This is a genomic window from Lyngbya aestuarii BL J (assembly GCF_000478195.2).
Lineage (GTDB): Bacteria > Cyanobacteriota > Cyanobacteriia > Cyanobacteriales > Microcoleaceae > Capilliphycus > Capilliphycus aestuarii.
Window position 1 is genome coordinate 121988 of record NZ_AUZM01000002.1, and the last position, 22441, is coordinate 144428.

Annotated in this window: 13 protein-coding genes; 9 read left to right on the top strand and 4 right to left on the bottom strand. The window is 40.2% G+C overall.

Translation table 11 applies throughout. From position 1 onward, the window contains the following. Positions 1–31: 31 nt before the first annotated feature. Both M595_RS01520 and M595_RS01525 read right to left on the bottom strand, forming a co-directional pair. Complete coding sequence (locus M595_RS01520) at positions 32–748, bottom strand: hypothetical protein (RefSeq protein ID WP_023064246.1); 717 nt, start codon at positions 746–748, stop codon at positions 32–34. Between the two features lie 221 nt (positions 749–969). Then, a complete protein-coding gene (locus M595_RS01525) occupies positions 970–2748 on the bottom strand; it encodes a choice-of-anchor I family protein (RefSeq protein ID WP_023064219.1) in 1779 nt (592 codons plus the stop codon). A 683-nt stretch (positions 2749–3431) separates the two neighbouring features. On the opposite strand from M595_RS01525, the gene M595_RS01530 reads away from it, so the two are divergent. Together M595_RS01530 and M595_RS01535 are read left to right on the top strand one after the other, a co-directional pair. Further along, entirely contained in the window at positions 3432–4373 is a 942-nt protein-coding gene (locus tag M595_RS01530) for a phosphate/phosphite/phosphonate ABC transporter substrate-binding protein (RefSeq protein WP_023064240.1), read from the top strand. Between the two features lie 59 nt (positions 4374–4432). Continuing rightward, a complete protein-coding gene (locus M595_RS01535; protein WP_238987007.1) occupies positions 4433–6391 on the top strand; it encodes a sensor histidine kinase in 1959 nt (652 codons plus the stop codon). An 11-nt stretch (positions 6392–6402) separates the two neighbouring features. On the opposite strand, the gene M595_RS01540 is transcribed toward M595_RS01535, so the two are convergent. Continuing rightward, positions 6403–6738, bottom strand: coding sequence for a winged helix-turn-helix transcriptional regulator (locus M595_RS01540; protein ID WP_023064215.1), 336 nt, complete (start codon positions 6736–6738; stop codon positions 6403–6405). 114 nt (positions 6739–6852) lie between these two features. Here M595_RS01540 and M595_RS01545 point away from each other — a divergent pair, with 114 nt between their 5' ends. The 5 genes from M595_RS01545 (at position 6853) to M595_RS01565 (ending at position 11623) form a co-directional block, all read left to right on the top strand. Further along, positions 6853–7554 (top strand): pirin family protein, encoded by a 702-nt coding sequence (locus M595_RS01545; RefSeq protein ID WP_023064234.1) that lies wholly within the window; start codon positions 6853–6855, stop codon positions 7552–7554. 402 nt (positions 7555–7956) lie between these two features. Continuing rightward, positions 7957–9549, top strand: a complete 1593-nt coding sequence (locus tag M595_RS01550; RefSeq protein WP_023064136.1) for a glycoside hydrolase family 57 protein — start codon at positions 7957–7959, stop codon at positions 9547–9549. Positions 9550–10189: 640 nt separating this feature from the next. After that, positions 10190–10384 (top strand): glutamine synthetase inactivation factor IF7A, encoded by a 195-nt coding sequence (gene gifA, locus M595_RS01555; RefSeq protein WP_009786445.1) that lies wholly within the window; start codon positions 10190–10192, stop codon positions 10382–10384. A gap of 85 nt (positions 10385–10469) precedes the next feature. Beyond that, the gene (gene gifA / locus M595_RS01560) at positions 10470–10664 is read left to right on the top strand and encodes a glutamine synthetase inactivation factor IF7A (RefSeq protein WP_009786446.1); all 195 of its coding nucleotides are present in this window, start codon (positions 10470–10472) and stop codon (positions 10662–10664) included. A 212-nt stretch (positions 10665–10876) separates the two neighbouring features. Then, complete coding sequence (locus M595_RS01565; RefSeq protein WP_040483414.1) at positions 10877–11623, top strand: DUF3386 family protein; 747 nt, start codon at positions 10877–10879, stop codon at positions 11621–11623. A gap of 165 nt (positions 11624–11788) precedes the next feature. On the opposite strand, the gene M595_RS01570 is transcribed toward M595_RS01565, so the two are convergent. After that, on the bottom strand, positions 11789–12682 hold the full coding sequence (locus tag M595_RS01570; RefSeq protein ID WP_040483415.1) for an NAD(P)-dependent oxidoreductase: 894 nt from the start codon (positions 12680–12682) through the stop codon (positions 11789–11791). A 927-nt stretch (positions 12683–13609) separates the two neighbouring features. Here M595_RS01570 and M595_RS01575 point away from each other — a divergent pair. Then, positions 13610–19057: a trifunctional serine/threonine-protein kinase/ATP-binding protein/sensor histidine kinase gene (locus tag M595_RS01575; protein WP_023064199.1), complete on the top strand. Its 5448-nt coding sequence runs from the start codon at positions 13610–13612 to the stop codon at positions 19055–19057. A 395-nt stretch (positions 19058–19452) separates the two neighbouring features. Beyond that, a complete protein-coding gene (locus M595_RS01580) occupies positions 19453–22440 on the top strand; it encodes a CHAT domain-containing protein (protein ID WP_023064127.1) in 2988 nt (995 codons plus the stop codon). The last annotated feature ends 1 nt before the right edge of the window (position 22441 follow it).

The window sequence follows — 22441 nt, forward strand, 5'->3', positions numbered from 1 at the left end:
GGCGACGGAAGGTATGGAGTCGCCCAAACACTCAGGCAATACATAATCCATTGCTTCTCCTTAGTAATTTCACTTTGCTAGGCGTAAACTGACCAATTCGTTTCCATGTGTAATCGCAAACAGATACTTTCTTGGATTTGTCGGTGTTAGTGAATCCTCCAACGTATCCAATGAATTGCTTGTCTTTCTTCGTGGCTTTAACTAGGTCACCGACTCTTAGCCCAAACGGTGTAATGGTTCCGCCCTTTCTTTTCCTCTTCCCTGATTTGTCGGGAACCTCGAAATGAAGTTGACGACGGAAGAAGCCATACTCTTTCCCTCGTTTGACAGCACCAGGACGGGTGATGATTTTGAAAGGGGATGGGGTAACGGTAACTTTGCCTTTCCAGACGTAACCGTGGGAATTAGAGCCAGTAAAGCGGACGTATTTAAGGAAGTATCCGCACGCTAAGGCCACCCCATCGACCGCGTGAGTATTCGGTTTGGCTACGGACTTGTTTTTCTTATCTTTCTCTAACCCAAGCTGTTTTCGGATTTGAGAGGTGCCGTTTCCATCCTTCTGCCAGCCATGCCGGACGTAGACAGGAGCAAGTTTCTCCATCTGGGATATTGCCCAATTTTGTCCAACCATAACGGGGGAGAATCCTTTGCCTGACTTGGCAGTCTTCCTTTTTGTTTGGTCTACGTCCGCCGCGACCCGCTCGTAACCGATGGCGGCTACTGGGTACATTCTGGCTAGCTCTGTCACTACCCTTAGCTCCAATTGCCGGGAAGCCCGGATAGAAGCAGGGCCGTGCGCGTTAAGGCCCTAAAACTTGATTTGTGGGCTAGAACGAAACGGCCCTGCCCAATTCTGGGGGACTTTAAAAGATGAGAGGCTTTTAATTTGTCATCAATTTTACCCCCAATTTTGGGGGTCACGGGGGCAAAGAAAATGAGAATTGTAACTCTTTCGAGTTGAATCAACTTTTAAGCTTGATTTGAACGCTTACGTTTGAGTATTCCACCGCCTAACGCACTCGCACCTAAAAGACCTAAAATTGTACCCGGTTCAGGAACTCGTTCAACACTGTAAATAGTTGTGGTTCCGCTGATTTCATTAGTCGAGATCAATAGCGTTTGTCCGTTGGGGCTATTTTTTCCATCAATGAATAGCAATCCTTCTGGGCCTAAATCACCGACTGCGGCTAATTGTTCAGGAGTTGGATCAGGATCTCCCTCCTCATCAACGTTAAATTCAACCGAGAAATCCCGGTTATTATCGTAACTCACAAAGGAAGGATTTTCCGGGTTAGTAATATCATAGGTCATAATCCCCCCAATTCGTTCTAAACCAATAAAGGCATAGGTACGACCCGCAATTTTACCAATTGTTACCCCTTCAGGTTCAGGGCCTTTGTTGTCACTGCGGTTATCGAAGTTATTTTCGTCGTTACTGGCGTTGAAGTATTCAGGGAACATTTTAGCGGTAATTTGTTCAATTTGATCGCCACTATCAAACACTATATTTCCGTCTTCATCTAAGATCGAAAAACTACGTCCACCAAAGGCATAAAGTTCTTCAAACAGACCATCACCATCAGTGTCGCCTGTGGCATTGGTAACTGTTAAACGACCGAGTTTGTCTTCATCTTGAATATCAGCCGGAAACGCATCAGGATCGAGGGTTAAATCTTCAACCGCAAATTCTTCGTTATACCCATCAAATTCACGACCTGAACCTTCATTGGCAATCACAATATAGGTTTTGCCATTCGCTGTATAAGAGGCAATTTCATCGGGTTGATACATCCCAAATACAGGCCAATTTTTGATATTAATCCCATCATCGCGATCGCTGGGATCTAAAGCATTACCGGGTAAACGATGATCTTTGTACCCGAGTCCAACGATTTCGGTAAATTCCCGAGTGTCTAAATCCAACAAACCAATGGCATTATTTTCTTGGAAAGAGACCCAGGCTTTTTTGCCATCTTCTGAGACGGTGATATACTCAGGTTCGAGGTCTTGGGCAACGGTGGCATTTGGCCCAAAAATCCGAATTCCTTCGCCTGTGAGTTGGTCTGCTTTAGAACCCCCAACATTAAAGTCTGTTAAGCCAATTTTTGTCTCTGTGGGGGCTAAACCTGCAAACAGATTTTCTAAATCAATTAGGCTGACTGAACCTTCAGGATCGATCGTATACTCATCGTTAGCCTCTCCTTCGTTGGCGACAAGAAGTTTAGTTCCGTCGGGGGTGAAGGTGAACATATCGGGTAAGGGGCCAGCCATGATCGAAGAAGTTTCTAAGCTGCCATTAAACAGGCTACCGTCGCCGTTGAAGAATAACAGACTGCCGTTGGCTTGGCGATTAACATTTTCAACGCTAACGGCAAACAAACTTTTAGTTTCATAGCTAAATGAACGCACATGAAGCACATTCTCAAACAGATCCGGATTGAGATCCGGAATACTAACCTGACCCGTTTTCCAGGGGTTCATGGGATTGGATAGGTTGAGAATATCAATGGATTGATTGCTACGATTTGTTACAAATAAATTTTGGGTAAAGGGATCAAAGGCAGAAATAAAAGCGGCTTCATCATCAAAAATTCCCGTGGAAAAGCTTCCAATGGGTTCAAGATTCAGAGTGGCAGCCGTGGCTGAAGCCGAAAGAAAACCGAGTAAAAATGTGGACTGGATTGCTGAGAAAATAAACTGTTTTACAGCTGGGTAGCAGATGCGGCTTCCCCGATCACAATTATTCATTCAAAAACCTCCGAATTTAAGTCTATTTTGCAGACATATTACGTCAAAATGTATCAAAACCTTGAAAGAAAAAAGATAATCTGACCGCTGGATATATTGACCAAACAGACCTATTCAATTTCTAACGCTTCTTAGGTTTTCACCACTTTGACCCCATAACCCCTTCCAGATAAGATGCAACAATCTGTTGAGTGAGAACAGATCCCCTGAAAATATAACATTGTATATGTATCACCAACTGTATACCTAGCAATAACGAGGGAATTCGATTTGATCTACATCCGCAAGTATACAGAATTCTTGCATTTCTATCGGGTAAATGACAAGCTTTTTCCGAGTATTTACTGAATTTTTACTAAATCTTTAAAAAAGAACTCCAAAAAAATTTCTGATCAAAACGGCCTTGTAAAGGAAACTCTACATCTCCATAAGCCTTTGAGCGGGTGGGGGTTTGCGGAAATCACCCTAGCGGTAAGCTATGATGATGATTTATTGTGTTGTTTAGTTAAAGATAGGTTCACTGAACTTCATCATTATTTCACGATTCCTACTCGGTACTACGCTCCTACTCCCAAAAATACTCTGCATCTACTTCTGACACTCACGAACCGAGTATCGTTTTACGCAAATGTCATACTTGAAGTAAAGACTCTTGTTGACTGACCACTACACCAATAAACCCTATGCTACGCACCTTCTTTGGAAAAACTTTACTCGTAGGGATAGCAACTCTTTTACTGAGTTGTAATACTCAGACAACGGCGGAAAACCCAGAATCAACTGAACCTCCCGTCAACTCGGAGTTAACAGGAACCATCATCGTTGGAGATGTCACCAGTCAACCGGCCAAAAAAATTAAGCGTTTTCAACCCTTAGCTGACTATTTAGCTGCGAATCTGGGAGAATTTGGTATAGGTATTGGCGAAGTCAAAGTTGCCCCAGATGTAGAAGCAATGGCAAGCTTGCTCAAGTCAGGTCAGGTTGATATCTACTTCGACAGTCCCTATCCATCCATGCTTGTCAGCGAACTCTCAAATGCCCAACCCATTCTCCGACGGTGGAAAGGAGGCGATGCGGCTTATTATACGATCATCTTCGCGATGACAGACAGTGGATTTACCAGTTTACAGGATTTAACCGGTCGCAAGATCGCGTTTGATGACCCCACCTCCACTTCTGGCTATGTGTTACCGATGGTTCACATGATGGAAGCGGGTTTAAATATGGTCAAGAAAGAATCTTCTGATGAAAGCGTAGAAGCTGATCAGGTGGGTTATGTCTTTAGTCAAGATGACCAAAACAATATTCAATGGGTGATCAGTAATCGAGTTGATGCGGCAGCTATCGACCATCGCAGTTTTTTAAATATTCCCGCAGAAAGTCGTGAGGCCATGACTGTATTGGCGGAAACTGAAGAAGTCGCCCGTCACGTCGTTTTAGTCAGAGGTGGACTTGATCCGAAATTGGTTGAACAAATCAAACAAATTCTACTCAATATGGATCAGTCTCCTGAAGGACGGGAGGTGATGGAGAAATTTGAAGAAACAACTAAATTTGATAACTTCCCCACCGAGGGAGATATCGACAGAATGCGAGAATTGTATGAGAAGGTCAAAAACAAGTGAGTTGGATGCGCCTTTTTGGGATCAGACGGGTGTCGCTAGCAACCAAGTTAACATTGGCGATGACAAGCTTGGTCATTGTTGCTGTGGTCAGCGTTACTTGGCTATCCCTACGTCGTGAACAACAAACCTTTCGCAAAGAACTTGAACAACAAGCCAGAATTCTTTTAGATGCGTTGGCGGTGACAACAGCGGACTCTCTGTATACGCTCAATGCTGACTTCATGGAAGAAATTATGGAGCAACTTGGAGCCGATCAAGTTCTCTCCGCCGGACGTATTTATGAAAAACAGGGCCGGATTGTTGCTGATGCCTACAGTGATAGTGTCTTGGTGCATCGAGTTAAAGCTGATCCATTTGGTCTAATGTTGGTTCAAAGCAATCAGACGATATTTCGGTGGGAAGAAGATCAGTTACTTGCTGGAAAAGCGGTTAAAGTCGGGCGTCAACGCTTAGGAGCGGTTAGTGTTGGCTTATCGACAGATCCTTTAGAAGCAAAAATGGCAGCCGTTCGTAACCAAGGGTTGATCGTTGCTCTGACGGCAGCAACAGCCGGAACTGCTCTGGCGTTGATTATGAGTCGTTCGATCACTGAGCCTCTTAAGCAAATGACTTCTGCCACCCAACGTCTAGCTAAGGGGGATTTGACTCAAAAAATTACGCTCCACACTCAAGATGAATTGGAGTTACTCGCTGGTTCTTTTAATCGGATGACGGATCAGTTGCGAGAACTGATTGAAAGTAAGGAAAAATTGATTCAAAGTTTGGAACATCGGGCTGAAGCTCTCCGTCAAAGTGAAGCTAAAAATCGAGCCTTGCTGAATGCAATTCCAGATTTAATGTTTCGCTTCAGTCGAGAAGGTATTTTTCTGGATTTTAAAGCCTCTCGCAATGGAGATTTGCTTCCGTCTTTGAGTAAGCATCTCAATAAAACAGTCTATGATCTCTTGCCACAACACGTCGCTCAACAGTATACGGAATACGTTCTAGAGACTCTGAGAACGAATGAAATACAAATTTTTGAATATGAATGGTTTATCGAGGGAAAGCGACGCCATTTTGAAGCTCGAATTGTTGTGAGTGGTCGCGATGAAGTGCTGGCAATTGTCCGAGATATTACGGATAATAAGTTAGCTCAAATTGAGTTACAACAAGCTAAAGAAGCGGCTGAAGCGGCTAACCAAGCAAAAAGTGAATTTTTAGCCAGTATGAGTCATGAGTTACGGACTCCTTTAAATGCAATTATTGGATATAGTGATCTACTCCGAGAAGATGCTGAAGATTATGGTTATACTGATTTTGTTCCTGACTTAGTACAGATTAAATCTTCCGGTTTACATTTGCTGTCTCTGATTCAAGATATTTTAGATATTTCTAAATTAGAATCGGGGGAGATGAATCTTTATTTGGAACATTTTGATATTGCAACGTTGATCAATGAAGTTCAAGCGATTATTCAACCCTTAGTTAATCAAAACCAGAATCAATTTAAGCTCGACTGTGTTCAGTCGATTGGTTCTATGTATGCTGATCGTACCAAAGTAAAGCAAGCGTTGTTAAATTTATTGAGTAATGCGGCAAAGTTTACCAAAGAAGGAACGGTGACTTTAAAAGTAACTCGCACTCTACTCACGATTCAAAATGGTCAAACTCACTCTGACAAAAATTCTATCAATCATTCTCATCATTCTGAAAAAAGATTGTCTGAAGATTGGGTAATCTTTTCGGTGGAAGATACAGGAATTGGGATGACTCCCGAACAAGTTGAAAAGATATTTGATCCTTTTGTTCAAGCTGATAATTCCACCACGAAGCGATATGGTGGGACAGGTTTAGGATTATCCATCAGTCAGCGTTTTTGTGAGATGATGATGGGTAAAATTACCGTTGAAAGTATAATAAAGGTTGGTTCCACCTTTAGCATTAAACTTCCGGCTGTTGTGCCTGAATTTTTCACTAAAAAAGAAAAAAAGAAACTTGCTTCTCATGGAGTTGATCAACAGAAAAAACAACATTCCTGAACTCCTCTAGATTATTCTTGAGTGTGTTGAAACTCGATTCCCCAGATGTGCATTTGTTCGATTAAAGGTTGAAGACTCTCTCCCTTTGGGGTTAGCGAATATTCAACTTTTGGGGGAATCTCTGCATACACTTTTCGATTAACCAGACCATCGGCTTCCATTTCTCGTAGATGTTGTGTTAACATCTTTTGAGTAATTCCAGTTAGCGATCGCTGAAGTTCATTAAACCGTTTTACCTGGGAAAACAATTCTCGCCAAATCAACAATTTCCACCGCCCACTCATCATTGCCAGTGTCGTCTCAGCCGGACAATGTTCTTTCTTAGACTGTTCTTTGGGAGCTTGCATAGTTACTTTTTGGATACGGTCTTACTTCAAAGTGCCTACTTCACAGTTTACCCCAACTTGATCTACTCTCAAAGTAGAAAGATTGATCTCCCTAAATTTTAGGAGTTTTAAACAATGATTACCCTTCGTAAATCTCAAGAAAGAGGACAGGCAAACTTAGGATGGTTAAACAGTTTTCATACCTTTTCTTTTGGTCATTATTATGATCCAAAACAGATGGGCTTTCATGCTTTACGAGTGATTAACGAAGATCGAATTCGTCCCAGTAAAGGCTTTGGCACCCACGGACATCAAGACATGGAAATTATTACTTATATCTTAGAAGGTTCACTCCAACATCAAGATAGCACCGGAACGGGTACAATCATAAAGAAAGGAGAAGTTCAACGGATGAGTGCCGGAACGGGGATTTTTCACAGTGAGTTCAACGCTTCTCAAACTGAACCCGTTCATTTGCTACAAATTTGGATACTTCCCCATCAAACCGGACTCCAGCCCAGCTACGAACAAAAAGTCTTTAACCTATTAGAAACTCCAGGTCAATTTCAATTGATTGGATCTGCAAACCCTTCCAATGGCTCGTTAACCATTCATCAAGATGTAAACTTGTATGGTACTATTTTACCGTCCGGGAGTCGTAATACCTATTCCCTCTCTCCTCAACGCCACGCCTGGGTGCAAGTGGTTCGGGGTGAACTCCTTCTCGATGGTATGGCTTTAAAATCAGGGGATGGAGTTGCAATCAGTGATCAAAGACAAATTATCCTCGAAGCAACACAAGAAGCGGAAATATTATTATTCGATCTCGCTGAGTAAAGTCCAAGTCAAAAGATTACCATCGATGAGCCAATTAATGATATTCTAAGCATTAGCGAATCTAGAACTGTGACCCGCAGACAGTCAGTTAGGGGCGGTTTTGACAAAATGTTGATTGATCCAATCGGTTATAAAGCGATCACCGTTCATCCACCAAAACAGATAGAGATAGCCCTATCGTGTTTTCACCCTGAAAAAGACACAACTCAGAAGTCAAAAGTCAAGAATATTTTACATTTTGTCTCCTCTGGTTAAGGAATTTGAGAGCAAAAACAGCAATATTGGGATCATCCGTCCGCATCCATTATCCCTATGTGTGTCTGTTTCGCTTTAAAATCCAAAGATATTGTAAAGTTATCAGCAAGCCCCTATCTGTTTTCTCTCTACTCAAGTTAAATTACTATGGCTATTGGCTATCTCGCTCTGGTTCTTCATGCTCATCTGCCTTTTGTCCGACATCCAGAGAGCGATTATGTCTTAGAGGAAGAATGGCTGTTTGAAGCGATCTCAGAAACCTATGTCCCCCTGATCAAAATGTTTGAAGGGTTAAAACGGGATGGGGTTGAATTTAAAATGACCATGAGTTTGACACCGCCTTTAGTGTCAATGTTACGCGACCCCCTCTTACAAGACCGTTTTGACAAGCATCTTAGACAACTTCAACACCTCGTCGAACAAGAAGCCACCCGCAACAAACATCACGGTCATCTTCGCTACTTAGCGGAACACTATATTCAAGAATTTATTGAAGTTCGAGAAGTCTGGGAACGCTACCAGGGAGACTTAGTTGCAGCCTTTAAGCAATTTCAAGACACCAATAATCTAGAGATTATCACCTGCGGGGCAACTCATGGTTATTTACCATTAATGAAAATGTACCCCCAGGCGGTTTGGGCGCAAATCAAAGTCGCCTGTGAACATTATGAGGAAAATTTTGGTTGTCCACCGAGGGGAATTTGGCTCCCGGAATGTGCCTATTTTGATGGTTTAGACCGCCAAATTGCCGATGCAGGTTTACGCTATTTTCTCACCGATTGTCATGGGGTTCTCTACGCCCGTCCTCGTCCCCGTTTTGGCACTTATACTCCTATTTTTACAGAATCGGGTACTGCTGTTTTTGCACGGGATCATGAATCTTCTCAACAGGTGTGGTCTTCGGAGGTTGGCTATCCGGGGGCGCCGGAATATCGGGAATTTTATAAAGATTTGGGCTGGGAAGCCGAATATGAATATATTAAGCCTTATATTATGCCCAATGGCCAACGGAAAAATACGGGCGTTAAATATCACAAAATTACAGGTCGTGGGGTTGGACTGTCTGAGAAAGAATTGTATGATCCCTACTGGGCGCGACAAAAAACAACCGAACACGCTGAAAACTTTATGCACAACCGTGGGCATCAAGTTGAGCATCTCTACAGTATTATGCAGCGTCCTCCGATTATTGTTTCGCCCTATGACGCTGAACTGTTTGGACATTGGTGGTATGAAGGCCCCTGGTTCTTGGATTCTTTATTCCGCAAGACCTGGTTTGACCAAAAAACCTATAGCATGATTCACTTGGCCGATTATCTCAAAAAACATCCCACCAATCAAGTCTGCAAACCTGCTCAGTCGAGTTGGGGTTACAAAGGGTTCCATGAATATTGGCTCAACCATACTAATAGTTGGATTTATCCCCACCTTCACAAAGCGGCTGAACGGATGATTACGATGGCTTGTCGAGAACCCACTGATGAACTTGAGCGTCGCGCCCTCAACCAAGCCGCACGGGAATTGCTCTTAGCTCAATCTTCGGACTGGGCGTTTATTATGAGTACCGGAACGATGGTTCCCTATGCAGTGCGTCGGACTCAATCTCACCTGATGCGCTTTAATAAGCTCTTTGAGGATGTTCTACAAGGTAAAATCGACTCCGGTTGGTTGCAAAAAGTCGAAGCCATTGACAATATTTTTCCCAATATTGATTATCACGTCTATAGACCTCTCCTTTGACACCTCCCCCCAGTTGAAAGCAGGGCTGTTTCATTCTCAGTCAACCGTTCCCCTGCTTGAAAAGCCGGAGCCTGCGGTTGACTCGATTCCCGAGTTAAAAATTGCCGGGGGGGATAGGGTGGTGGGGTGATGGGGAGAAAGAGTTATGGGGTGGTGGGGAGAGGAGTTTTTTCCGAGGAAAAATAGCTTTTTATAGCACTACGCGAATACGTGTTTGACATTTCTAAATCCTAAAACCCCTTCCCAGTCTACTGTTCCCTGATCCGTCGTTCCCTGTTCCCGATTCAAGTAGCGCTATATTAATAAAAATCGTCCCTACCTCCCTACCTCCCTACCTCCCCACCCCCCACAAATCAAGTTTTAGGGCCTTAACGCGCACGGCCCTGATGGGGAGGTGGGGAGGAGATCTTGACTTCACGACTTCAAGCCATTTCTCTGTGTGAGCAGCCAGGAGCTTTTTTTTGAGCAATAAACAGGAGAGAGGATAGCGTTTATTTTAATTTTATGTAAACTTTTGTAAAGATTTGTACTCAAAGCTAATTTTGTAAAATACGCTACAGAATTTTCGTGTATGATGAAAGAGTGAGTAAAAGAAACAGACTCACTAGACCGTATTAACCCCCTAAAGGAGAAACAAAAAATGGGTACTGAAGACCAAGCACGGGCGTTGATGATGCGCCACCACCACTTGATCAAAAACCGTCAGCAATCGATGCTGAATCGCACCGCCGATGAAGTCGGTTTAGAAGCCGGAAATTACTGGAATCACATTCAAGGAAAGCCCCACCCCACTTTCAGCCAAAACTATGATCGCAGCAATGCTTCCATGAGCTAAAAGTGAGCTAGGGTTACTCTGAGAATTCATTACAATTCTTTAAGAAAAAATCAAGATTAATTCAAATCTGAGGAGAGAAATCAAAATGGGTACTCAAGATCAAGCACGTTCTTTAATGATGCGCCATCACATGATGGTGAAAAATCGTCAACAAGCAATGCTCAATCGCGTCGCCGATGAAGTGGGTATTGAAGTCGGTGACTATCACAGCACGATTCAAGGTAAGCCGACTGAAAGCTTCCGTAGCAGCTATGATCGTAGTCACGCTTCCATGAGCTAGTTTAATGTGTCACTAAAGATGATTATTTATGAAAGTCCTGCCCCCAACACTTCGCTTCGGGGGTAGGATTTTCACGATTATATTTTTCAACACGATATTGATCAGATTATAATATAAATTCTGAGACTGGCTCCCATCGTAGAATTGTGTTGTCAGACGTCGGTTGCTGGGTTCTCTGGTTTAAAATTAAACAATTGTATGGATTTTTTTGTATGATTAATAAATGGAATCAGCAACAATTTTGGATTCTGGGTCTACTTTTGATTGGATTAAGTTGGAGTTGGGTTCCCGGAGCGATCGCAGCACCTCAGTCTAATCTATCTGCACAAAGTCTCTTTCGTCAAGCTTATGAAAACCGTTATACTTGGGATGAAAATTTTCCCGGTTACACGGCTGAAGTTTCGGTGAATTATCGCGGAAATCTGGATCAAGGACTGATTCGAGTTGAACCCGATCTGAGTATATCAGTAAGTAATCTTGAAGATGAAGAAGTCGCAGAAATTATTCAAAGTCAGTTGCAAATGGAAGCGATTCACCGTCGATCTGTTTCCTTTGATCAACTCCATGGAAAACATCAATTTAAACTCGATGGACAAGAAGAAACGGGCGTGATTAATATTGAAGAAATTGCAGACGAACGCCCCGAATCTTATTATCAAGTCAAAGACAACCAAATTACTCAAGTGAATCGAGTTTTTGGGCAAATTGCCGTTAAAGTTGATACGTTAGGCACAACTAATACACCCGAAGGTTATTTAGTCAGTCATTTTCAAACCTTTTTTTATAATGCCAATACCGGAGATCTTTTAGAACGAGAAGATGTTCGAGACTTCCATGAAAAAATCGGCAAATACTACCTATTAACAAATCGCACCATTCGCTATGCTGAGGATGAAAATCCTGAAGATAAACTGACAGCCGATCTTTTGATTCGCTTCAACGACATTCAACCGTTGTAGTTAAAGCTTTTCACGATCAGATTGATTGGTTTAAGAAAAAGAATGAGGTTGCCAGATCAAACAAAAAATTGCGGTAGAAATGCCGATTTGAGACAAAATATGGAGGAAGCAAAGCCAAGCATTAACCGAGCTTTGCTGACCTCTGACTTCTAGACAAACAATCGATTACTCTGCGGTGTTTTCTGATACTGATTCCAAATAAGCTCGGATCATGGCTTGTGTACCTTGAGAAGCCCCTTCTTCATCAAGATCACTGACAACTTGGAATAACTTATCGGCTAATTCTACACCCGGTAAAGCATTTTCTGACGGTAAAACATCTTGAACCAATCGCAAATCTTTGAGAATATGTTGAATCATAAACCCCGGTGCAAAATCAGAATTAGCAACTTTTTTGCCTAAATTTGATAACGCCCAGGAACCCGCTGCCCCGGTACTACAAATTTCAATCACCATTTGAGGATCTATTCCCTGTCGTTTTGCCAACAACATCGCTTCACATAACCCGACCATATGCAGAGAACATAAGACTTGATTACACAATTTAACCGCTTGACCACTACCACTCGGCCCACAATAAAAGATTGTTTTTCCCATCGTTTCTAAAATGGGTTTGCAGGTTTCAAATGCTTCGCGATCGCCTCCAACCATAATCGTTAGTGTACCCTTTTCTGCTCCAATATCTCCACCAGAAATCGGTGCATCGAGAAAAGAAAGTTGGCGAGACTGAACTTGAGAAGAAATCCGGCGTACCGCTTCCGGGCCAATGGTACTAAAATCTATAATAATCGCTCCGGGTTTAGCCGATCGAACAGCGCCATTTTTCCCCAAAACCACTTCTTCGACATCGGGAACATCCCCAACACAAATACAAATCACATCTGCTGACTCTATCGCTTCGTTAATGGATGAGACGATGTTGGCACCGCCAGATGCTGCTATTTTGGTTCCTGGGCGGTTTGGAGTACGGTTCCAGGCGTTGACGGAGTAGCCACTCTTGGCGAGGTTCGCCGCCATATGACCACCCATGACTCCTAAACCAAGAAATGCAGTTTTCATTGTCGATTTTATTCCTTTTCCCACAAGTTTACTCTCACTAGGTAGAGTAGCACTCACTCAACAGTCACCCTTCGGGTATCTGCTAACGGAGATGCTTAGCGAACGCTAGTTGCTTATGGGGGAAACCCGCGCTTACCGCACTAGCTCATCAGTCTCCAGTTTTACAGTCATCAGTCTCCAGTTGTTACAGTTTTCAGTTTTTAGTAACATGGTACTGTTAAACCATTCTTAAGGATTAAAGCTATCGGAAAACCTCCAATTTGAGCCTAAAGATTGAGTTAAATTGTGGGAAAAGTTGAAAAAAAATAAGAACTGCTAATCAGTTTATCAATCGTTGGAGGTGATAAAAAAAAGCGTTTTGTAGGGCTGAAGCCTTTGAATATACTGTTGGTGAAGATGCTGTTGGCGAAAGTCATCTAAGTGTATTTCATGCCGAAAGTACAAAAAAATTTTTAGCGAAACAATGGGGATGGATTAGCCAAGTAATACATCGTCAGAGAAGGTTAAACTTTTTTCCCTGTATTACTTAGAAAAAAACATGAAGCTTCAACGAAAGATTAAAGGTAAATTTTCCCTAAGAAATGATTACTATACCACGACGAGAGTAGGTTAAGACGTATAATTAATATAAATGAAGCACGGAAAGGGATCATACGACTTGTCGAAACAGCGATCAGGGTGGTCAAAAGCCGACAAAAGAAAACTCCAGTCGCCCGTTTGTTTAACATTAGCCGAAACACTTTAGACTTATGGCCCAAAATAGAAGAGTCAACGGGAAGCCGTCACCCCATTAATTATCATCAAAAAATATCAATACCCAAAATTAAACATGAATTGGTATTGCAACACAATTTAGAATTTTCCTAACCGTAAAATAGTAAAATAACTAGAAGAAATTTTTTAATACAGGAGAAATAAGTTACAAACATGATCAGCAACTTACCTAATTATCAAATTACAAAGCAACTTTACGCAGGTATCCGCACTCTAGTCTATCGAGGTATCCGTAACAGCGACAACCAACCCGTCGTTATTAAGCTACTGCGATACAAATACCCCAGTTTTAACGAAATCATCCAATTTCGCAACCAATATACCATTGCCAAAAATCTCGAATTTTCAAATATTATCAAACTATTGAGCTTAGAAGTCTATGATAATAGCTATGCCTTAATAATGGAAGATTTTGGGGGAATTTCCCTATCTGATTATCTTGAAATATCGACAGATGAAAAATCTCAAGATAAATACCTACCTTTAACAGAATTTCTAGAAATCGCAATTTCACTCACAGAAACTCTGCACTATCTCTATCAAAAACGAGTTATTCATAAAGATATAAAACCCGCCAATATTCTGATTAATCCCGAAACTAAAGAAATCAAATTAATTGACTTTAGTATTGCTTCTCTCCTCCCCAGAGAAACCCAAGAAATTCAGAATCCAAATATCTTAGAAGGCACGTTAGCCTATATTTCTCCCGAACAAACAGGCAGAATGAATCGAGGCATAGACTATCGCAGCGATTTTTATTCCTTGGGTGTTACTTTTTATGAATTATTGACAGGAAAATTACCTTTTATATCAGAAGATGCAATGGAGTTATTGCATTTTAATTTAGCAAAAAAACCAATACAAATCCATGAAATTAATTCACAAATTCCTCCAGTTTTATCAAAATTAGTCAGCAAATTAATGGCAAAGAATGCCGAACAACGTTATCAAACAGCATTGGGAATTAAGCATGACTTAGAGCAATGTTTAACTCAACTGCAACAAAACGGAACAATCGAAGATTTTGAACTCGGAAAGCGAGATATCAGCGACAGATTTATGATTCCCGAAAAACTCTATGGTCGGGAAACAGAAGTGCAAACTTTATTAAAAGCCTTTGATCGAGTTGCCAATGGTACAACCGAAATTATGCTAGTTGCAGGTTTTTCAGGGATTGGAAAAACGGCAGTTGTTAATGAAGTTCATAAACCTATTGTTCGTCAACAGGGCTATTTTGTTCAAGGCAAATATGACCAATTTAATCGCAATATTCCTTTTTATGCCTTTGTACAAGCCTTTCGGAATTTAATGAGGCAGTTATTATCAGAACCAGAAGCCAAAATAGAAATCTGGAAAAATAATATTCTTGGGGCATTAGGTGAAAATGGACAAGTTTTAATTGATGTAATTCCTGAGTTAGAAAACATTATCGGGAAACAGCCCCCTGCCTTGGAATTATCGGGAATTGCTGCCCAAAATCGCTTTAATTTACTGTTCCAAAAATTTGTTAACGTTTTTACCTGTAAAGAACATCCCTTGGTGATGTTTTTAGATGACTGGCAATGGGCTGATTCTGCCTCCCTAAATTTGCTAAAATTATTGGTGCAAGATACAAAATATTTATTATTATTAGGTGCTTATCGAGATAATGAAGTCTCCCCAGTGCATCCTTTTATTTTAACTGTAAATGAACTTGTTAAAACTCAGGCAACGGTAAATACAATAACTTTGCCTCCGTTAACCGAATCCGATCTAAATCTGTTAGTAGCAGATACACTTAATTGTGAATCACCCCTTGCCCAACCTTTAACCCAATTAGTCTATAAAAAAACCAAAGGAAATCCTTTCTTTGCTACTCAGTTTCTTAAAGTATTATATGAGGAAAAGTTAATTACCTTTAGTTGGTATATCCAACATTGGCAATGCAATATTACTCAAGTTAAAGCATTAGCAATTACTAATGATGTAGTAGAATTTATGGCATTACAATTACAGAAATTGCCAACAAAAACTCAGGATGCTTTAAAGTTGGCTGCTTGTATTGGTGCTGAGTTTGATTTACAAACTTTGGCAATTGTTGCCCAACAATCAGAAATAAACATAGCAACTTTATTATGGAAAGCATTGCAAGAAGGTTTAATTTTACCTGTTAGTGATGTGTATAAGTTTTATCAGCTTGAGGACAACAATAACTTCAGCCCAGACTATCAAAATTATAATAAACAAAACGCAAAATACAAATTTTTGCATGACCGCGTTCAACAGGCTGCTTATTCCCTAATTCCTGACGAGCAAAAACAGTCAACTCATCTGCAAATTGGTCAACTACTCCAACAGAACTTATCAGAGACAGAAAAAGAAGAAAAACTCTTTGAGATTGTTAGCCATTTTAATATAGCAATTGAGTTAATTACTCAATCCAAAGAACGGGAAATTTTAGCTCAACTTAACTTAGCAGCCGCACAAAAAGCCAGAAATTCTACAGCTTATGTTGCCGCTATAAATTTTGTGAAAACCGGGATTCATTTGCTTCCCACCGACTGTTGGCAAAGTCAGTATGAATTAACCCTCAATCTGTATATAACTGCCACAGAAACCGCTTATTTGAATGGTGAGTTTGAGAAGATGGAAGTAATAGCAGCACTGGTGTTACAATCAGCTAAAACCATACTAGACAAAGTAAAAATTTATCAGATTCAAATCACCGCACTCACAGCTAAAGCCCAACAATTAGAAGCAATTGCTTTCGGAAGAAATGTCTTAGCAGAATTGGGGGTTGAGTTCCCATCCGAAGCAGACGAAGCCTTAATAGAGGGAACACTAGAAACCCTAGCCAAGCAACTCGAAGGTAAACAACTAGAGGAATTAATTAACCAGCCTGTGATGAGTGAACCTCGGATTATTGCCGCCATGCAACTGTTAGGAATGTTGTTTCCGCCTATCCTCCATGCAAGCCCTGCCTTTCTGCCTCTATTGGGTGCGACAATGGTGAGTTTATCCCTAAAATTTGGCAATACACCCGCATCAAGTATAGGATATGTAACCTATGGCTTAGTGCTGTCTACTTTTTTAGAAGAAGTAGAAAAGGGTTATTATTTTGGGCAAGTTGCACTGAACTTACTTAATCAATTAAATGTCCGAGAATTCAGGTGTATAACTTTACTGTTATTTGGTGCTTTTCTTCAGCAGCGTCAAGAAACATTGAGGGCAACCATTCCAACGGGAAAAGAGGCTTATTTAGCCAGTATGGAAATTGGTAATTTTCTCTATGCCGGCTACAGCATATTTAATTATTTTCTTTATAATTTATTTGCAGGAGTGACTCTCGATGATTGGGAACCCGAAATCGAAAATTACTGCGTTATCTTAGCAAATTTGAAGCAAGATTCGGCTTTGGCTTACCTGAAGATGCAACAACAAACCGTGCTGAACTTGAGAGAAATTAGAAATCAACCAGATTTATTAATTGGCAGAGCTTATGATGAAGCTTTGATGATTCCTAAGTGCCATGAAGATAATGAGTTGAATTTGCTGGGTTTTATCTATGCCTTCAAATTGATACTTGCCTATCTTTTTGGTAACTACACAAATGCCCGAGATTATATCGCCCAAGCTGAACAGTTTTCAGTTACAAAAGCAGGACAAGTTCACACTCCTGTTTTTCATTTTTATGCCGGGTTAACTTACTTATATCTCTACTCTACCCAGTCAGAAATTGAGCAAGCTAACTCTCTTGAGGAAGTGAAAATTCATCAAACGACTCTGGCGGAATGGGCGAATCATGTGCCAATGAATCATCAACATAAAGTAGATTTATTAGAAGCAGAAAAATGTCGGGTTTTAGGCAAGAATTATGAAGCGGGAGATTGGTACGATCAGGCAATTTACGGAGCAAAAGAAAATGAATATCTTAACGAAGAAGCCTTAGCAAATGAGTTAGCAGCTAAATTTTATCTGAATTGGGGAAAAGAAAAAGTTGCTGCCGGATATATGCAAGAAGCTTACTACTGTTATACCCGATGGGGAGCCAAAGGAAAAGTCGCCCACCTAGAACAAACATATCCTCAACTATTAGAAATAATTTTACAATCCACTCAACTAACGAGCGGATATGGAGGAACGATTTCTTCCCTAACGAAAAGCGTCAATCGGACTACTCATAGTCAACATTCAAATTTTTGGTTAGATGTTCCGGCTGTGATCAAAGCAGCACAAGCTATTTCTGAAGAAATAGAATTAGAGAAACTCTTAGCTACTTTGATGCAAATTGTGATCGCCAATGCAGGAGGAGAAACCGGATTTTTAGTGATTCATCAACAAGCCGAATGGTTAGTTGTTTCTAAAGCCAGTCAAAACCAGACAGAAAACTTACAAATTCCTCTCGTTGAATGTCAAGAATTACCTCAAAGTTTGATTTATTCTGTCGCCAGAAGTCAAAAAACCGCAGTGTTTGATAATTTAAGTGCGACTTCTCAATTTGTAAGCGATCACTACATTATTAGCCACCAACCCAAATCGGTTTTATGTATGCCCATTAGCAAGCAAGGAAAATTAATCGCGATTTTGTATTTAGAGAATAATTTAACAGTGGGAGCATTTACAAATGATCGCCTGAAAATACTGCAAATGCTAACTTCTCAAGCTGCAATATCGATAGAAAATGCCCGTTTGTATCAACAAGTCGAAAACTATTCTCAAACTTTAGAAGCCGAAGTCGAGCGCAAAACTCAAGATTTAAGGCAAAAAGCTGTTGATTTAGAGCAAGCTTTGAAAAATTTACAACAAACCCAAGCCCAATTAATTCACAGCGAAAAAATGTCAGCCCTCGGTCAATTGGTAGCGGGAATTGCTCACGAAATCAACAATCCCATCACTTTTATTCATGCTAATCTTTATCCAACCGAAAATTACTTTAAAGATCTGCTGAGTTTGTTAGAAACTTATCGCCAAGAATATCCTAAACAAAATCCAGTTATTCAAGCTAAAATTGACGAAATAGACTGGGAATTTATCGAGGAAGATTTAACTAAAATTTTGGATTCGATGAAGTCAGGAAGCGAACGAATTCGGCAAATTATTCTGAGTTTGCGTAATTTTTCTCGCTTAGATGAAGCTGAGATGAAATCTGTTGATTTACACGCCGGAATCGAAAGCACTTTACTGATTGTGCAGAACCGCTTTCTTGACAGCAATAATCAACCCAAGGTTGAGATGATTAAAGAGTATGGCAACCTACCTAAAGTTACCTGTTACGCTAGTCAACTCAATCAGGTATTTTTGAGCATTATTAGTAATGCTCTTGATGCGGTTCAAAGTCTGAATAAAACCATAAAAAAACCTCAAATTCGGATTCGGACAGAGGTGATAGAACAAGAGTGGGTAAGAATTTCAATATCTGATAATGGGAATGGAATTCCCGACGCTATTCAAAAACGCATATTCGATCCATTTTTTACCACGAAACCTGTTGGGAATGGTACAGGTTTGGGTTTATCTGTCAGCTATGCAATTATTAAAAAACATGGGGGTCAGTTAACTTTTAAATCTACAGTTGGAGAGGGAACAGAAATAGTAGTTGAAATTCCTAAAAGTTCTTCGTAAAGTATATAAAAAATTAGTGGAACTTAAACGATTATAAGAGTACAATCAAGGTATAATTCTTTACAGGCAAATGTTTCACGTCGAGAAGCTCGTCATAAAAGAGACAAGCCCCGTTGCTATGCCACCCTGTTCAGGGGGCGACAAGAGGATAAAAAGGTTACTGTACAAGCTTTATAGCCTTCATTCCTCTCTTGCGGATATTCTAACGACAAGATAGAAGTATTATATATCGGATATGATTGCAAAGTCTAGCTCAAATTCGTGTCGTTAGCCTCTGTTCACCGGACAAATTTTGATTGAGTGCTGTTGCAGTGATTAAACGATGAAAGAATTAAACAATTCAGTTGCTTTCAGGGTGGAATCGATTAAACTGATCTAAAAGTGAGTCGAACAACATGGATGAACTGCTTAACCAAGTCTATCACGAAATTATCTACAACCTGCTAATTCATCCCCCCAATCAAGCCCTTGATGTGCTGAAAACTCATGCTCAGGTGGTTGATGATGACTTTTTGCAAGTTCTACGCCAAACTGTAACTACTCTGGCAGAACGAAACTGTCAAGAGGATGCAGATTTTCTAAATAAGGTTGTTCTAAAAATTGAAGAATCTGGCGGTTGTTCGACTCTATTGGCACAAGTTGCACCCCCACAAGCAACCGAAACCCCGGCGAAAAAAGTAGCTTCTCCAGAGAAAAAACCAGAGACTCCAGCAATTCCTTCACCCGAAAAAGAGTCAGCAGCAGAACAACTTTATAATCAAGGAACTCAACAATTTCAGGCCAATCAATACACCGCAGCTTTTCAATCCTGGCAACAGGCTTTACAACTTTATCGAGAACTCAAAAATCGACGGGGAGAAGTCAATTGTTTAGGAAAATTAGGGAATGTTTATCAGTCTTTAGGACAGTATCAACAAGCTATTACTTGCCATCAACAAGCTCTAGGAGTTGCTCGTCAGATTAAATATCGTCAAGCTGAAGCTAATGCTCTGAGTAGTTTAGGTCATGTCTGTTATTCTATTGGACAATACGAGCAAGCGATAGAAGGATATCAGCAAGCCTTGTCAATCTCTAAAACGATTAAATATCGAGTCGGAGAAGCAAATACTCTTGGTAATTTAGGCAATGTTTATTATGTTTTAGGTCAACTCGAAGAAGCCGTTAAAAACTATCAACAAGCATTAACCATTGCTCAAGATTTGAATTATCGATTTGGAGCGGTTAATTTTCTCAATAACTTAGGAAATGTTTATGCGTCTCTAGAACAATATGAACAAGCTATTGCCTATGTTGATCAGGCATTAACGTTAGCTAGAACCTTAAATTATCGATTTGGTGAGGCTTATTTTTTAAGTAATATTGGTAAAATTTATTTAGCGAAAGGAGAACCCGATCAAGCAATTGTTTACTTTGAACAATATTTAGAGTTAATTCGTAGTATTGACTCTCAACAAATGGAAGCCAATGCTTTACATCACTTAGCCAATACCTATAAAATTATGGGTGACTCTAAATCGGCGATCGCGAACTATCAAGACTCTTTAGAACTGCATCGCCAAACCCAAAACCCTCAAGGAGAAGCAATTACTCTGAGTTGTTTAGGTCAAATTTATCAAGAGTTACAACAAACAGATACCGCCATTCAAGCCTTGCTAGATTGTCTAAAAATTGCCACCCCAAAAGCCTTACCCACTGAATGTTTAACAGCCGGACATCATCTAGGAGATCTGGGTTTAAGCACATACAATTGGCAACTTTCTTCTCAAGGATATGAACAAGCCATTCAAGCAATTGAACATATTTGCAGTGGTATTAGTCCTCTTGAAGTTCGTTCACAAATCACAAAAGAATCAGAAATAATCTATCCTAAACTGATCCAAGCTTGCATTCATCTTCAGGAAACTGAAAAAGCTTTTAGTTGGGTGGAAAGATGGCGTTGTCAGCAACGACTAGAGTTAACAGATTCTTCTCTGTTTCCATTGGGAGAAGTTCAACCTCATCTCAAAAAATATGAACGTTTACAACAGCAAATTCATGCTTTACATATACGACGTCAATCTGATGAAATGAAACAGTTGACAACAGCAGGTGTGCGACTCAACAGTTCTGCAACATTTAAAACTGAGTCAGAAATTTTGGATACTTTGGAAACAGAAAAGCAAAAAGTTTGGGAAGATATTCACCGTTTAGATCCTGTCAGACGTGTGCTCTTCCGATCTAATAGCTTGAGTGTTGCAGAAATTCAAGCCTTACTTCCCGATACAAAAACAGCAATTTTAAGTTTTTACAGTACCGAAGAAAATACTTATATTTTTGTTGTCTTGAAAGATAAAATTGTCTTGCATACTTGTGAGGGAGAGAGTCGAGAAAAACTCCAGAATTGGATTGAAAAATCTTGGATAAAAAATCATCAAAATAACCTGCGCGAATGGCGGAATCAAATGATTGAATTTTTATCTAATTTATCTCACCGACTTCAGTTCAATAAATTAATTTTTGAGCATTTACTCGATTGTCATCAACTGATTATTATTCCTCATCTCCAACTGCATCATATTCCCTTCGCAGCCATTCCCATTCAGCTTGAAGATCAAACAACCTATGTATGTGATCGCTTTAATATTCAGACAATTTCAAGTTGTCAAATGCTCAACTATAATCATCAACGAAATCAAGCCATTTCCTCAAACTCAATGGCAATTTTAGAAGATACAACAGGAGATTTTGTTTTAACCCATTATGAAGGTCAAAAACTAGCCGAACTCTATCAAGTCTCTGAAGAATTTTATTTAGTCGGTGAAACAGCTATGGTGAGTCAGTTTGAAAGCTTAATCAAACAAGTTAAACTGCTGTATATGGCTTCTCCGTTGAGTTGTACCTCTGAACCCAAAGTTGATGCTCAACTGCAATTTGTTGAGGGTAAAATCTCTATGGCTCAAATGTTAGAAAGTCGTTTACCCGATTTATTAGAACTCTGTATTCCCTATGTAAAAATGGAGAGTAAAACGCTGACTTTCTCCGAGTTAAATCTGAGAATTTTCAACCGATTTTTAGAAAGAGGAATACAGCGAGTTATTTATCCACTCTGGTCTTTAGAAGACATTGCAACCTCACTATTAGTCTGGTTTTATTATCAAAATTTGCAAGAAAACAACTGTAGTGAAGCTTTGCGTCAAGCTCAAATTCAACTCAGAAGTTTAACAGGTCAAGAACTCGACCAAAAGTATAAACCCGAAATTCAAGCCTATCTCAAGCAACAAAAGGAGAGTAAAAATCAACAAAAAATAAATGATCAGCGAACTTTATTAGCTTGGAAATGTCAGCAAGACTATCCGTTTGAAAGTCCCTATTATTGGGCAAATTTTATCGTTTATGGAGGTTAAT

What these genes read in the sequence shown, in the direction of transcription:
- gifA (WP_009786446.1), top strand. Translation starts at nt 10,470, where the DNA reads ATGGGTACTCAAGATCAAGCACGTTCTTTAATGATGCGCCATCACATG.
- gifA (WP_009786445.1), top strand. Translation starts at nt 10,190, where the DNA reads ATGGGTACTGAAGACCAAGCACGGGCGTTGATGATGCGCCACCACCAC.
- M595_RS01525 (WP_023064219.1), bottom strand. Translation starts at nt 2,748, where the DNA reads ATGAATAATTGTGATCGGGGAAGCCGCATCTGCTACCCAGCTGTAAAA.
- M595_RS01580 (WP_023064127.1), top strand. Translation starts at nt 19,453, where the DNA reads ATGGATGAACTGCTTAACCAAGTCTATCACGAAATTATCTACAACCTG.
- M595_RS01540 (WP_023064215.1), bottom strand. Translation starts at nt 6,738, where the DNA reads ATGCAAGCTCCCAAAGAACAGTCTAAGAAAGAACATTGTCCGGCTGAG.
- M595_RS01550 (WP_023064136.1), top strand. Translation starts at nt 7,957, where the DNA reads ATGGCTATTGGCTATCTCGCTCTGGTTCTTCATGCTCATCTGCCTTTT.
- M595_RS01545 (WP_023064234.1), top strand. Translation starts at nt 6,853, where the DNA reads ATGATTACCCTTCGTAAATCTCAAGAAAGAGGACAGGCAAACTTAGGA.
- M595_RS01565 (WP_040483414.1), top strand. Translation starts at nt 10,877, where the DNA reads ATGATTAATAAATGGAATCAGCAACAATTTTGGATTCTGGGTCTACTT.
- M595_RS01535 (WP_238987007.1), top strand. Translation starts at nt 4,433, where the DNA reads ATGACAAGCTTGGTCATTGTTGCTGTGGTCAGCGTTACTTGGCTATCC.
- M595_RS01575 (WP_023064199.1), top strand. Translation starts at nt 13,610, where the DNA reads ATGATCAGCAACTTACCTAATTATCAAATTACAAAGCAACTTTACGCA.
- M595_RS01530 (WP_023064240.1), top strand. Translation starts at nt 3,432, where the DNA reads ATGCTACGCACCTTCTTTGGAAAAACTTTACTCGTAGGGATAGCAACT.
- M595_RS01570 (WP_040483415.1), bottom strand. Translation starts at nt 12,682, where the DNA reads ATGAAAACTGCATTTCTTGGTTTAGGAGTCATGGGTGGTCATATGGCG.